Annotated in this window: 15 protein-coding genes; 10 read left to right on the top strand and 5 right to left on the bottom strand. The window is 60.6% G+C overall.

From position 1 onward, the window contains the following. Positions 1–33 precede the first annotated feature (33 nt). Positions 34–1,410 (top strand): alpha,alpha-trehalose-phosphate synthase (UDP-forming), encoded by a 1,377-nt coding sequence (otsA, locus tag AC13RC_RS29350; RefSeq protein WP_488559382.1) that lies wholly within the window; start codon positions 34–36, stop codon positions 1,408–1,410. A gap of 10 nt (positions 1,411–1,420) precedes the next feature. On the opposite strand, the gene AC13RC_RS29345 is transcribed toward otsA, so the two are convergent. Then, a complete protein-coding gene (locus AC13RC_RS29345) occupies positions 1,421–2,323 on the bottom strand; it encodes a choline sulfate utilization transcriptional regulator (RefSeq protein ID WP_488559381.1) in 903 nt (300 codons plus the stop codon). A 99-nt stretch (positions 2,324–2,422) separates the two neighbouring features. Between AC13RC_RS29345 and AC13RC_RS29340 the strand changes: the two genes are divergently transcribed. From AC13RC_RS29340 to AC13RC_RS29330, 3 genes are all read left to right on the top strand, one after another. After that, positions 2,423–3,370 (top strand): choline ABC transporter substrate-binding protein, encoded by a 948-nt coding sequence (locus AC13RC_RS29340; protein ID WP_488559380.1) that lies wholly within the window; start codon positions 2,423–2,425, stop codon positions 3,368–3,370. Between the two features lie 20 nt (positions 3,371–3,390). Then, positions 3,391–4,905 carry a choline-sulfatase gene (gene betC / locus AC13RC_RS29335; protein ID WP_488559379.1) on the top strand — a complete coding sequence of 505 codons (1,515 nt, stop codon included), beginning with the start codon at positions 3,391–3,393 and terminating at the stop codon, positions 4,903–4,905. Positions 4,906–4,969: 64 nt separating this feature from the next. Then, positions 4,970–5,179, top strand: coding sequence for a TOBE domain-containing protein (locus AC13RC_RS29330; RefSeq protein ID WP_488559378.1), 210 nt, complete (start codon positions 4,970–4,972; stop codon positions 5,177–5,179). 54 nt (positions 5,180–5,233) lie between these two features. On the opposite strand, the gene tsaA is transcribed toward AC13RC_RS29330, so the two are convergent. Both tsaA and AC13RC_RS29320 read right to left on the bottom strand, forming a co-directional pair. Beyond that, positions 5,234–5,764, bottom strand: coding sequence for a tRNA (N6-threonylcarbamoyladenosine(37)-N6)-methyltransferase TrmO (tsaA, locus tag AC13RC_RS29325; protein ID WP_488559377.1), 531 nt, complete (start codon positions 5,762–5,764; stop codon positions 5,234–5,236). 22 nt (positions 5,765–5,786) lie between these two features. Further along, a complete protein-coding gene (locus tag AC13RC_RS29320; protein ID WP_488559376.1) occupies positions 5,787–6,812 on the bottom strand; it encodes an iron ABC transporter substrate-binding protein in 1,026 nt (341 codons plus the stop codon). 302 nt (positions 6,813–7,114) lie between these two features. Between AC13RC_RS29320 and AC13RC_RS29315 the strand changes: the two genes are divergently transcribed. Next, positions 7,115–7,507, top strand: a complete 393-nt coding sequence (locus AC13RC_RS29315; protein ID WP_145322191.1) for a nuclear transport factor 2 family protein — start codon at positions 7,115–7,117, stop codon at positions 7,505–7,507. 69 nt (positions 7,508–7,576) lie between these two features. Further along, positions 7,577–8,404 (top strand): helix-turn-helix domain-containing protein, encoded by an 828-nt coding sequence (locus tag AC13RC_RS29310; RefSeq protein WP_488559375.1) that lies wholly within the window; start codon positions 7,577–7,579, stop codon positions 8,402–8,404. A 39-nt stretch (positions 8,405–8,443) separates the two neighbouring features. Here AC13RC_RS29310 and AC13RC_RS29305 read toward each other — a convergent pair whose 3' ends face one another. Then, the gene (locus AC13RC_RS29305; RefSeq protein ID WP_488559374.1) at positions 8,444–10,027 is read right to left on the bottom strand and encodes a peptide chain release factor 3; all 1,584 of its coding nucleotides are present in this window, start codon (positions 10,025–10,027) and stop codon (positions 8,444–8,446) included. A 91-nt stretch (positions 10,028–10,118) separates the two neighbouring features. On the opposite strand from AC13RC_RS29305, the gene dut reads away from it, so the two are divergent. After that, positions 10,119–10,589, top strand: a complete 471-nt coding sequence (gene dut / locus AC13RC_RS29300) for a dUTP diphosphatase (protein ID WP_183812339.1) — start codon at positions 10,119–10,121, stop codon at positions 10,587–10,589. After that, positions 10,589–11,482, top strand: coding sequence for a GNAT family N-acetyltransferase (locus AC13RC_RS29295; RefSeq protein ID WP_488559373.1), 894 nt, complete (start codon positions 10,589–10,591; stop codon positions 11,480–11,482). Before dut ends, AC13RC_RS29295 begins: the two co-directional genes overlap by 1 nt. Here AC13RC_RS29295 and AC13RC_RS29290 read toward each other — a convergent pair. Next, positions 11,479–11,943 carry an Lrp/AsnC family transcriptional regulator gene (locus AC13RC_RS29290; RefSeq protein WP_488559412.1) on the bottom strand — a complete coding sequence of 155 codons (465 nt, stop codon included), beginning with the start codon at positions 11,941–11,943 and terminating at the stop codon, positions 11,479–11,481. The genes AC13RC_RS29295 and AC13RC_RS29290 overlap by 4 nt on opposite strands. 108 nt (positions 11,944–12,051) lie before the next feature. Here AC13RC_RS29290 and AC13RC_RS29285 point away from each other — a divergent pair, with 108 nt between their 5' ends. Next, entirely contained in the window at positions 12,052–12,966 is a 915-nt protein-coding gene (locus AC13RC_RS29285) for a DMT family transporter (protein WP_488559372.1), read from the top strand. Continuing rightward, complete coding sequence (locus AC13RC_RS29280) at positions 12,963–13,265, top strand: NIPSNAP family protein (protein ID WP_488559371.1); 303 nt, start codon at positions 12,963–12,965, stop codon at positions 13,263–13,265. The genes AC13RC_RS29285 and AC13RC_RS29280 overlap by 4 nt, the downstream gene beginning before the upstream one ends.

Raw genomic sequence — 13,265 nt, 5'->3', positions numbered from 1 at the left:
GATCACTACCAGCCTTCTCGAAAGGAAGAATTCGTGAGTCGACTCATCATTGTTTCTAATCGTGTTTCCGTACCCGACCATAAAGGCGCCGCTGCGGCAGGCGGCCTTGCGGTCGCGCTTCAGGCGGCGCTCGCCGAGCGCGGCGGCATCTGGATGGGCTGGTCCGGCAAATCGAGCGGCGACGTGGAGCCCGAGCCGCTGCAGATGACGCAGGACGGCAACATCACCTATGCGCTGACCGATCTTACCCAGACCGATGTCGAGGAATATTATCAGGGCTTTGCCAACCGCGTGCTCTGGCCGATCTGTCATTACCGGCTCGATCTCGCCGAATATGCCCGCAAGGAAATGACCGGCTATTTCCGCGTCAACCGCTTCTTTGCCCACCGGCTCGCACCGCTGATCGAACCTGACGACATTATTTGGGTGCACGACTATCATCTCATTCCACTGGCGGCAGAGCTGCGGCAGATGGGCTTGAAGAACCGCATCGGCTTCTTCCTGCACATTCCCTGGCCGCCGGCGGACGTCGTGCTTGCCATGCCGGTGCATGAGGAGATCATGCGTGGCCTTTCCTCCTACGACCTGCTCGGTTTTCAGACGGACCATGATCTTGAGAACTTTGCAGGTTGCCTGAAGCGCGAGGGCATGGGCATCGAGAAAAGCCCCGGCCATTTCAGCGCCCACGGCCATGATTTTCGCGGCGGCGCTTACTCGATCGGCATCGAGACGGCCGGCTTTGCCGAATTTGCCCGCAAGGCCGCGTCGCACAGCATGGTGCAGAAGGTACGGCAAAGCATCGAGGGCCGCGACCTTATCCTGGGCGTCGACCGACTGGATTACTCCAAGGGCATCACACAGCGCATCGATGCCTTCGAACGCTTCATCACCAACAATCCCGCTCACCAACGCAGTATCACCTATCTGCAGATCACGCCGAAATCGCGCTCGGAAGTCCCCGAATACGAGGCGATGCAAAACGCGGTTGCCGAACAGGCGGGCCGGGTCAACGGCGCGATCGGGACGGTCGACTGGGTGCCGATCCGCTATATCAACCGCTCGATCAGCCGCCCGATCCTGGCGGGACTTTACCGGATTGCGAAAGTTGGGCTCGTGACGCCGCTACGCGACGGCATGAACCTGGTTGCCAAGGAATATGTCGCGGCGCAAGACCCGGACAATCCCGGCGTGCTGGTTCTGTCCCGCTTTGCCGGGGCGGCGCGTAAGCTAAAAGGTGCTCTGCTGGTCAACCCCTATGATGTCGACGGCACCGCCAATGCGCTGGCGCGCGCCATCAACATGCCGCTGCAGGAGCGGCAGGAACGCTGGCGCGGCATGATGGATTATCTGCTTGAAAATGACGTATCGCGCTGGTGCGAGACGTTTCTTGCCGATCTTACGGCGGAATAGAGCATAATGATCATCCGGCGGCGGCTTCGGTGAGCAGCCATTGCGCCAGCCGCTCCGCCTGCGGATTCGCGGCGGCCGGCGGCAGCAGCCAATAACCGCGCTCCGGCGCCTCCAGCATCGGGCCGGCCGTCACTAGCGTCCGGGCGGCAAGCAGAGAATCGACAAGGCCCATCCAGCCAATGGCAACGCCCTGCTCGCTGAGCGCTGCCTGCACAACCAGCGAATAGGTGTTGAAGCGCAGATCGCCGCGGCCGGCATAGGCGTCGCGGGCAATGCCGAAGGCAGAAAGATAGCTTTCCCAGTCGAACCAGGGCGATGGCATCTCCGAATCGAGATGGACGAGCGTGGTGCCTGCGAGCTGCGAGGGATCGGTGAACGGGCCGTGACGCTCCGCGAAACCCCTGGTACAGATCGGCACGACCTTTTCCGGCAAAAGCAAGGTGGCGGCGGGACCGAATTCGCTGCGCGTGCCGAAGAAGACGGCGATATCGCCACTTTCCGGCGCGCCACGATCCAGCCGCTGTGTGGCGACGATCTGGATATCCACTTCTGGGTGAAGCAACCGGAACGCATGCATGCGCGGAATGAGCCACAGCGCGGAAAAAGCATAATCCGTGCGCAGGCGAACGAATGGCCGTTCCGCCTCGGCGCGGAAACTGCGCACCAGATGGTCGACGCTGCCGACGGATTTTTCGACGATCTCGAACAGGCGCTGCCCTTCCGGCGAGAGCACAACGCCGCGATGCTGGCGGCGAAACAGGGGCACACCCATCTGCTCCTCGATGCGGCGGATCTGATAGCTGACGGCCGGTTGCGTCAGGCCAAGCGCTGCAGCGGCGCCGGAGAGGCTGCCGGAGCGGCCCACTTCCAGGAATATCCGCAGCCAACCGAGATCGACGAGACGTTCAGCCATAAAATTTCCTTTTGGCACCTATCGAAAAATGCCTGCTTCACAGTGCGAACTCTAGTGATGTTCAATAAAATAATCCAATAACAAGAGGGAACCATCGTCATGTGCATCTCTGCAATGGGACGGCTCGCCGCCGGCGCTCTTCTTTCCGTCCTTTCCCTTGCCGGCATCGCCCGGGCTGATGGCGACAGCTGCAAGACGATCCACCTTTCGGACCCCGGCTGGACCGATATCACCTCGACCAACGGCGTGACCGGCGTGCTCTTAACCGCGCTCGGCTACGAGCCCGACATCAAGACGCTCTCTGTGCCCATCGGCTACCAGGCGATGAAGACAGGCGAGATCGACGTTTTCCTCGGCAACTGGATGCCGGCGCAGAAGGCCTTCGTCGACGATCTCAACAAGGCGAAGGCAGCCGAAGTGCTAAACCGTAACCTTCAGGGCGCGAAGTTCACGCTCGCCGTTCCTACCTACGTCGCCGACATGGGCATCAAGGATTTTTCCGACCTGCAGAAGTATGGCGACGATTTCGGCCGCAAGATCTACGGCATCGAGCCGGGCGCGCCCGCGAATGCCAATATCCAGAAGATGATCGACGCTAACGACTTCGGCCTGAAGGGTTGGGAACTGGTGGAATCGAGCGAGCAGGCCATGCTGTCGCAAGTGGAGCGCGCATCGAAGGACAAGCAGGCGATCGTCTTCCTCGCCTGGGCGCCGCATCCGATGAACGAGCGCTTCAAGATCGCTTATCTTTCCGGTGGCGATGCCTATTTCGGCGCGAATTACGGCGGCGCCGAGGTCTACACGCTGGCGCGCACCGGCTGGTCGGCGCAATGCCCGAACGCCGCCAAGCTCTTCCATAACCTAACCTTCGACATCGGCATGGAGAATTCGCTGATGGGATCGATCCTCGGTGGCGAGAGCGCCAAGGACGCGGCCACTGCCTGGCTGAAGGCGCATCCGGACGCCTTGACGCCCTGGCTTTCCGGCGTCACCACTATCGACGGCAAGCCTGGCCTCGAGGCCGTCAAAGCCGCCATCGGCCTCTGACCCGCAAGAAAGACATCTGCATGTCCCGCCCAAACATCCTTATCCTCATGGTCGATCAGTTCAACGGGACGTTCTTCCCCGACGGCCCGGCCGAGTTCCTGCATGCGCCGGTCCTGAAGGCCCTGGCGAAGCGCTCCGTTCGCTTTGCCAATAGCTATACGGCAAGCCCGCTCTGCGCGCCGGCACGCGCCTCCTTCATGTCCGGTCAACTGCCGAGCCGTACGCGCGTCTATGACAATGCCGCCGAATTCTGCTCGGACATTCCGACGTTCGCCCACCATCTGCGCGCCGCCGGCTACCAGACAGCACTCTCTGGCAAGATGCATTTCGTCGGTCCGGATCAGATGCACGGTTTCGAGGAGCGGCTGACGACGGACATCTACCCCGCCGATTTTGGCTGGACGCCGGACTATACGAAGCCCGGCGAGCGCATTGACTGGTGGTATCACAATCTCGGTTCCGTGACCGGGGCAGGTGTCGCCGAGATCACCAACCAGATGGAATATGACGACGAGGTTGCTTATCACGCGACCCGCAAGCTCTACGACCTCTCTCGCCGCCAAGACGAAAGGCCATGGTGCCTGACGGTCAGCTTCACGCATCCGCACGACCCCTATGTCGCGCGCCGCCGCTTCTGGGATCTCTACGAAGATTGCCCGGCGCTCGATCCCGAAGTCGGCGAAATTCCATTCGAGCAACAGGACCCGCATTCGCAGCGGCTGATGAAGGCCTGCGATCACACCGCCTTCGACATCACGCCGGAGCAGATCCGCCGGGCACGCCGCGGCTATTTCGCCAATATCTCCTATGTCGATGAGAAGATCGGCGAGATCCTGGACACGCTCGAGCGCGGCCGTATGGCCGACAACACGATTATTCTCTTCGTCTCCGACCATGGCGACATGCTCGGCGAGCGCGGCCTGTGGTTCAAGATGAACTTCTTCGAAGGTTCCGCCCGCGTGCCGCTGATGATCGCAGCCCCCGGCTGGCAGCCGAAGAGGATCGACCAGCCGGTGTCGACGCTGGACGTGACGCCGACGCTCGCCGCCCTTGCCGGCATCGACATCGCATCGTTGCGTCGCTGGACCGATGGTGAGGATCTGACCTCGCTGGCTCTTGGAACCGGAGGCCGCAGTCCCGTGCCGATGGAATATGCCGCGGAAGGCTCGGAAGCACCGCTGGTGGCCTTACGCGACGGCAATTACAAGCTGACCCTTTGCGAGAAGGATCCGCCGATGCTCTTCGACATCGACGCGGACCCGAAGGAGCTGACCAATCTGGCAGGCAACCCGGCCTATGCGGAGACGCTGGAGAGATTGACGGCGCAGGCCATCGCCCGCTGGGATCTCGCAAGTTTCGACGCTGCCGTGCGCGAAAGCCAAGCGCGGAGATGGGTGGTCTACACGGCGCTGCGCAACGGCGCCTATTACCCGTGGGACTACCAGCCTCTGCAAAAGGCTTCGGAGCGCTACATGCGCAACCATATGGACCTCAACGTGCTGGAGGAAAACCAGCGCTATCCGCGCGGCGAATAGGATTTCGATGGCCCGTCGCCGGAGACGACGATATTGTCGCGCCGGTCACAAGGGAGAAACATCCATGAAAATCAGTGCTAGAAACCGCCTCAAGGGCAAGGTCGTCGAAATCACCAAGGGCGCGACGACGGCGCATGTCCGCATCGATATCGGCAACGGCTCGATCGTCACCTCCTCGATCACCAACGAGGCTGTCGACGAGTTGAGCCTGACGGTAGGCTCCTCAGCCTATGCCGTGATCAAGGCGTCTGACGTGATGGTTGCAGTCGACTAAAGCAATTGCAGGATAAGTGCGCAGCGGTTTTCCGTCAGGAATTGCGTGAAACAATTAAGCATCGCGCTTCTGGCAGTAATGCACCGTCTCGCCGTCGCCGGTCTGGAAATCTCCGGGCTGCGGCGGCGCGATCGGTTTGAACAGGGTGCGATCCGGCTTCAGATCGAGTAGCGGCGTACCATCCAGGCAATCGAGGCCACGCACCAGCAGCACGGCACCTTCGACCGCTTCCAATTTGACGATAGAGGTGCCGATGGGGTTCGGCCGTACTGGCGAGCGCAGCGAAAAAGTGCCGTGTACCTTGCCGTTGCTGGCCGGGCTCTGCAGCACGAGATCCCGGCGAGACCGATCCAGCCAATAGAGAACTTCCAACCGCTCAAAGGCTTCCACACCTTTCAACGCTGCCACCCAGGGCTCGAAGATCTCGATCCGGCAGATCGGGCCGTCGTGCCGACCCTGACGCGGCGTTTCCATGCGCGATGTCCAGGGTGTCGAAATGCGGCCGATGAAGGTAAGGCCGGCATCCGAGGCTGCGGGCGGCTCGACAGCCACCTCGTTTTCGCGAATTTCGTTCTCCCGGACCATGAACGCCTTCCTTATCAGAGTGTTACTTCATGCCCTTCAGCAAGGCCGCCAGCTGATCATCGGTCAGATCGACTTGGTAGAACAGCTTATAGAATTCCTTCACATCGTCGGAAAAATCGCTGCGGAAGAGCTTCGGATAGAGCAACTTCTCCATCCAGCGCACGCCGAGCAGCCGATTGACGCCGGGCGGGGAATCGAACCAGCCGAAAGGCAGAGACGGCGGCACGAAGATCTTGCCGTCCTTGACGGCCTTGATGCCGGCCCATTGCGGATCGTTTTTCACCGAGGCGGCAAAGGCAGGGCTCTCGGCGATGATGATATCTGGGTTCCAGCCGGCGACCTGCTGCGGCGTTACCTTGGCGAGGCCACCCTTGCCGGCAGCGGCGGCGACATTCATCGTGCCAACGGCATCGAGGATCTCGAGATTGATCGAGCCGGAAAGCCCGGTTTCGAGGCCATCGGCACCACGGCCATAATAGACGCGTGGTCGTGGATCGTTCGGCAGCGTCGCGAGCTTGTCGTTCAGATCCTTGATTGCTGAATCGGCATAGTCGGCAAGCTTGTTCGCACGGTCCTCGACACCGATCAGTGCGCCGACGTCGCGAAGCGTATCGGCCGTGCGGGCGAAGCTGCCATCCACAAGGATATACGGAATGTGCGTTTCCGATTGCACCTTGTCGGCGAGCGCCTTGTAGGTCGGGTCGACCGTGCCGGCATCGAGAATGATGTCCGGCTTGGCATCGATGACTGCCTGTGCGCTGACCGTGCCGTCCTTGCCCGTCAGGCGCCCGATTGTCGGCAGCGACCGCACCGACGGCATCAGATAGGCCTTGGCGGCATCATCAGGGGCATGAACCCAACCCACCAGTTTTTCGGGCGCCAGCACATAGACCAGCGCGGTTGCCGGCGGGCCGGCCACCAGAATGCGGTTGATCTTATCCGGCACAGACACCGTGCGTCCGGCCGCATCGGTGATGATTCGCGCCTCGGCTGCGACCGGCATCAGGCCGACAACGGCCAGAGCAAGAACCGCAAGAAATTTCATCATGAAAGCTGCTCGTTCTGATCGAGGGGACCTCGGGGCGGCACTATGGCATAGCGCTATATCGGATGGAACATCGCGATGGCACTATTCCAAAATGAAACGCATCCGAACCAATCACGTCGACTTGAGAGCTCATGGACCATGCTTTCATTACATCGCATGTAATTGAGAGCGGCATCCGTCTCGGGGTATCTAACGACCATCTTCTTGCAGGAAGAGCTTTTCAGCCCTTCAACGAAAGAAAGCTTTCCGGGATGACGTCAATGGCCACGACATCATTCCAAAGGCAGGCTTAGGAGAATTCCATGACGACCATGTCATTCACCAAGACGGAAGCCCCGCAATGGCTGCTCGCCTTCTGGCGCGAAATCGACGACAAGACCTTCGGCGAAGGCTTTGATTGTCTCGCGGAAGACGCCACATGCAATCTCGGCATTGCCGACTGGAAGGGACGCGAAACCATTCGCCGGAACTTGCGCGCTTTCATCGACACCGGTTTCACGGCATCGCATGATGTCACCGAATATTGGGACGCCGGATCGCTCAAGGTGTTCCGAGGAACCGTCACAATGAGCCCGAATGATCGCACGCAGGCGGTGGTCAAGCCGGTCATGACGCACTTCTTTTACATGGATGAGGCAGATCCGACGAAAGTGCGCCACTGGTACGGTTCGGTCGGACCTGTTGCCTTCTCATAAGAACTGAGGCTGGCGGGGATGCCGAATACAGCCCCGCCATACCAAACGGACGAAGCGAGGCTTTGCAGGATGAGTTCGTTCCCCGCAGAACTGAGATTGCCAAACGAGTTGGGACCGCAGCTACGGGCATGGCGCGACACGCGTGGCAAGAGCCAGCTCGAGCTTTCGCTCGACACCGGCATTTCGCAGCGCCAGATCAGCTTCATCGAAAGCGGCAGGAGCACGCCCGGCCGCCAGAATGTGTTGCGTCTCGCCGATGCCCTGGAGGTGCCCTTCCGCGAGCGCAACACGCTGCTGCTCGCTGCCGGCTATGCGCCGATCTATTCCGAAGGAAGCTTCGATGATCACGAGATGCAGGGCATTACCCATGCGCTGAAACGCATGCTGCGCCAGCACGAGCCTTTTCCGGCCATCGTGATGGATCGCTACTGGAATGTGCTGATGACTAATGATGCAACGCTTCGCTTCTTCGGCCAGTTCACCGATATGGCTGCACGTCCAAAACCGCGCAATCTCCTGCATCTCATGTTCGACCCCTTGGGCATGCGGCCCTTTATTGCGGATTGGGAGAAGACGGCAGAAAGCCTTTTGGCGCGCGTCTTCCGCGAGTCCGTCGGTCGTGTCATCGACGGACGGACAAAGGAGCTGATCGATAATCTGCTCGCCTACCCCGATGTGAATTCCGAATGGCAAACACCGCCGGCTATCGAGAATGCGCCGCTGATCCCTTTGTCCTTCGTGAAGGACAGGCATGTCCTGAGATTTTTCTCGTTGGTGACGACGGTCGGCACCGCGCAGATGATCACGACGCAGGAGCTGCGGGTCGAATGCATGTTTCCGCTGGATGAGGCCACCGAGGCGCGCTACGCGGAGCTGATGAGTACAATAGCGCCGTGAGCCACAGGCTCGTCGCCTGCGGCTGCAACGTCTTCGATATCAAGCCGCCTTGACGGCGTGATATTCCTTGATCGCGGCCATCTTGATAGCCGGATAACGTTCCGCTTCATAGCGCAGCGAGAAGCCGTCCTGGGCGAGGAAGACCGGATCGCCATCGAGATCGCGGGCGATGTCGCCGCGGCGAGCGGTGACGAACTTTTCGAGGTCGGCGGATTGATCGGCCGAGATCCAGCGGCAGACCGAAAAGCGCGACATTTCGAACGACACCGGCAGGCCGTATTCGGCCATCAGGCGCTCCTTCAGCACATCGAGCTGCAAGGCGCCGACGACGCCGACGATGGCGGGTGAGCCATCTTCGGGCGAGAAGAGCTGCACGACGCCTTCTTCGGCCATCTGCTGCAAGGCTTCCTTGAGCTTCTTTGCCTTCATCGCATCTTCAAGACGAACACGGCGCAGGATTTCCGGCGAGAAGTTCGGCACGCCCTGGAAGACGAGCGATTCGCCTTCGGTCAGCGTATCGCCGATGCGCAGCGTTCCATGGTTCGGAATGCCGACGACATCGCCGGCATAGGCCGTGTCGGCGAGCTGGCGCTGCGAGGCGAAGAAGAATTGCGGCGCAGTGAGGCCCAGCTGCTTACCGGTGCGCGACAGCCGCGCCTTCATGCCACGCTCCAGCTTGCCGGAGCAGATGCGGGCAAAGGCGATGCGGTCGCGGTGGTTCGGGTCCATGTTCGCCTGGATCTTGAAGACGAAGGCCGTCATCTTGTCGTCGGTGGCGTGAACCGTCCTGACATCGGCGACCTGATCGCGCGGCGGCGGCGCGAATGCACCGAGCGCATTGATGAGATCGCGCACGCCGAAATTGCGCAGCGCCGAGCCGAAGAAGACCGGTGTCATGTGGCCTTCGAGGAAGGAGGCCCGGTCGAAGGGACGGCAGGCTTCGATCGCCAGTTCCGTCTCGTCGATAAAGGCCTGGCGCTCGTTTTCCGGCAGCCGGTCGGCGACCGCCTGTGGGCCGTTCACCTTGGTCGCCTCGACCTCGGTATCGGAACCGCGCACCGTATTGTCAGCCAGATGGTAGGAGCCGCAGAAAGTCTTGGAGCGACCGATCGGCCAAGTGACCGGAGCCGTATCCAGCGCCAGCTTCTCTTCGACTTCATCGAGAATTTCGAAGGGATCGCGGCTTTCGCGGTCCATCTTGTTGATGAAGGTGATGATCGGGATGTCGCGCATGCGGCAGACTTCGAACAGCTTCAGCGTTCGCGGCTCGATACCCTTGGCGGCGTCGATGACCATGACCGCGGCGTCGACGGCCGTCAGCGTGCGGTAGGTATCGTCGGCGAAGTCTTCGTGGCCGGGCGTATCGAGAATGTTGAAGACGTTGCCTTCATATTCGAAGGTCATGACTGATGTCACGACCGAGATACCGCGCTCGCGCTCGATCTTCATCCAGTCGGAGCGCGTCTGCATGCGATCCTTCTTCGCCTTGACTTCACCAGCGAGCTGAATGGCACCGCCGAACAGCAGCAGTTTTTCGGTGAGCGTTGTCTTACCCGCGTCCGGGTGAGCGATAATAGCGAATGTGCGGCGGCGGGAAACCGCCTCGGCGAGACTTTCAGCCATGCGTGTGAATCCTGTGAATTGCGGCCGTATCTAGCGACTCAAAGCCCCAAATGCAATTGACCTCCGGCTTTCAAACGCAAACTATTGCCGCATGACCATTCACACCGACATCACTCCGACCCTGAACCTCATCCGCCTGCCGCATGGGGAGGGCCTGGAACTACCCGCCTACGAAACCAAGGGCGCGGCCGGTATGGACCTGCGCGCTGCCATCGACGATGGTGCGACGCTGACGATCGCACCGTGGAATCGGGTTCTCGTCCCAACGGGTTTTGTCTTCGAAGTTCCTGAAGGCTTCGAGGCGCAGATCCGCCCGCGTTCAGGGCTTGCCTTCAAGCATGGGATTACCTGCCTGAACTCGCCCGGCACAGTTGACAGCGACTATCGCGGCGAAGTGAAGGTGCTACTGGCCAACCTTAGCGAGGAGCCGTTCGAGATCACCCGCGGCATGCGCATCGCGCAGATGGTTATAGCGCCAGTCATGCAGGTGCGTATCGCCGAGATTGCGGAGATCAGCGAAACCACGCGCGGCGCAGGCGGTTTCGGCTCGACCGGCGTGTGATGTCGGAGATTGCCCAGACGCATGGCCTGACCTTACGACAGGACTATTTCGGCGATCCAGCTGCGTGGAAGGGTCTTGTCGACCTGCTTGAAGATACGTTCTCCATCGACGTCGGCATTCAAGATCGATTAGGCGGCCCCGATCCCACAAGCATGCCGTTTGGCTATTTCGATGCCGATGGCCGTTGCATCGCCAATTTCACCGCCTTCTCCATGCCGCTGATCGTCAACGGCCGTGCCGTCAGGGCAGCGGGATATCAGTCCGGCGCGGTGCGGCCGGAATGGCGTGGGCGCGGGCTCTATCGCGATCTCATGCAGCGTGCCTTTGCTCGCACCCAGGCGGAGGGCTACGAGCTCGATCTCCTGCTCACCGACAAGCCTGCGCTTTATGCGCGTTACGGCTTTCGCTCTCTACCGCAACATGTCTTCGTCGCGGAGATACCGAAGTTTGGAAAAGCCTGCCCGACTGCCCGACAACTGTCGCTCGAAGCGCCTGATGATCTGCGCCTGATCAAGACGCTGCTGCAGAACCGGCAGCCGGTCTCCGCCCAATTTGCCGTTGTCAGGCAGATGGAGATGTTTCTGCTGAATGCCTCCTTCAACGCCGCGATCCGCCTGACGGCACTCGAAGATGAAATGGTCATCGCATGGACGTTCGACGGCGCGACTCTCTGGCTTCTCGATGTCGTGGCAACGGCCATCCCCTCGCTGGTGACCATCCTGTCCGCGCTTGATATCGAACCCGATCGCATCGAGATCTGCTTTTCACCGGATCGGCTGGATTGCCAGGTATCGCTGCAGTCCTACGAGGGTTACACGACGCTGATGGCGCGCGGCAAAGCGGCGGATGATATCCTCGAGCCGCTCATGCTTTCGCCCATGGCTGAGTTTTAACGGGAAAGCGGCGGCAAGCGACGCTTGACCGGCGTCGCCTTGATCATCGATGTGTTCGTCTCGGCCCGCTCGGTAATCCTGTCCAGGATGCCGTCGAGCTCGCTCATTGACCGCACCACCAGCCTCCCGATGAAGCAATCGTCGCCGGTGACCTTGTCGCATTCGATGAACTCCGGCGTCTCCTGAATGATGCGCTCGACGACATGCAGCTGGCCAGGCAGAGGCCGGATGCGGACGATCGCCTGCAGGGGATAGCCGATTGCTTCTGGCGCGATATCGACGGTGAAGGCCGAGATGACGCCGCGCTCCTCCAGCCGCCGCAGACGTTCCGCCGCACTCGGCGACGACAGGCCGGCCGCTTCCGCCAGTTCCTTCAGCGATATGCGGGCATTGCGCGCCAGCGACTCCAGCATCCGCTGATCGATCTCATCCAGACCCAGGCTTGCATTAGGAACACCCATCATTCACCCTCATTTATTTAGGCATCTGAGCTCTATTGCCTTACTAAACCTATATCACCAGCTCCGATACCGCAATATGATTGGGGTGGATAGACGGGAGCAAAGGCAATGAGCGAAATTAAGCGCGGCACGGTGGAAATGACGGCGGCGATGCTGATTTCAGGCACGATCGGCTGGTTCGTGCTGATGTCCGGGCAAGCCGTGACTGGCGTCGTCTTCTGGCGCTGTTTCTTCGGGGCGCTGACACTGCTCGTTATCTGCGGCGCAATGGGCCTGCTGCGCCCCGGCATCCTCAATCTGAAGACATTCTCCATCGCCGTCGGTGGCGGGATCGCCATCGTGCTCAACTGGCTGCTGCTTTTCGCGGCCTATTCCCACGCCTCCATTTCCATCGCCACGACCGTCTACAACACACAGCCCTTCATGCTGTTGGGGCTCGGCGCTCTGTTCCTCGGCGAGCGGATCACTTTCACCAAGCTCTTCTGGTTAGGCCTCGCCTTTGCCGGCATGGCTGTGATCGTCGAAGGCAAGCCGGCGGAGGCAGCAGGTGGCGGAAGCTATGCGATCGGTATCCTGCTCTCTTTAGGTGCGGCCTTCTTCTATGCGCTGGCGGCGATCGCCGCCAAATGGCTGAAAGGCACGCCGCCACACCTGATCGCGCTCATACAGGTCTCTACTGGCATCCTCATGTTGGCGCCCTTTACCGATTTCTCGGCCGCACCCCAGGATGCCGGGGGATGGTCGATCCTCGTCACCATGGGCGTGGTCCATACCGGGTTGATGTATGTGCTGCTCTATGGCGCCATTCAGAAGCTGCCGACGCATCTGACTGGGGCGCTCTCCTTCGTCTATCCAATCGCTGCCATCATCGTCGATCGCTTCGCCTTCGGCCATGTGCTTGGCCTGGCGCAGGTCCTCGGCGCGGTCATCATTCTCGCGGCTGCTGCCGGCATGAATCTGGGATGGACGATCCCCCTGCCCTGGAATAGAAACCACCATGTTTCCAAGGGAGCCGCCGAATGATCACCTGCTATCTTCGCTACGTTATCGACCCTTACAAGCTTGCCCAGTTCGAGCATTACGCCAAGCTCTGGATTCCGCTGGTCAACCGCATGGGCGGCACGCATCACGGCTATTTCATGCCGCATGAAGGCGCCAGCAACATCGCCTTGGCGCTCTTCAGCTTCCCGAGCCTTGCCGGCTATGAGGAATATCGGCTGAAAATACCCGAGGATGCGGAGTGCCAGGCAGCTCTTGCCTATGGCGAGGAAACGCGCTGCATCCTCAGCTACGAACGCAGCTTCATGCGGCCGGTGTTCTAG

The organism is Martinezella sp. CNPSo 3890 (genome assembly GCF_057784455.1).
This window is presented reverse-complemented; position numbering and strand designations above follow the sequence as displayed.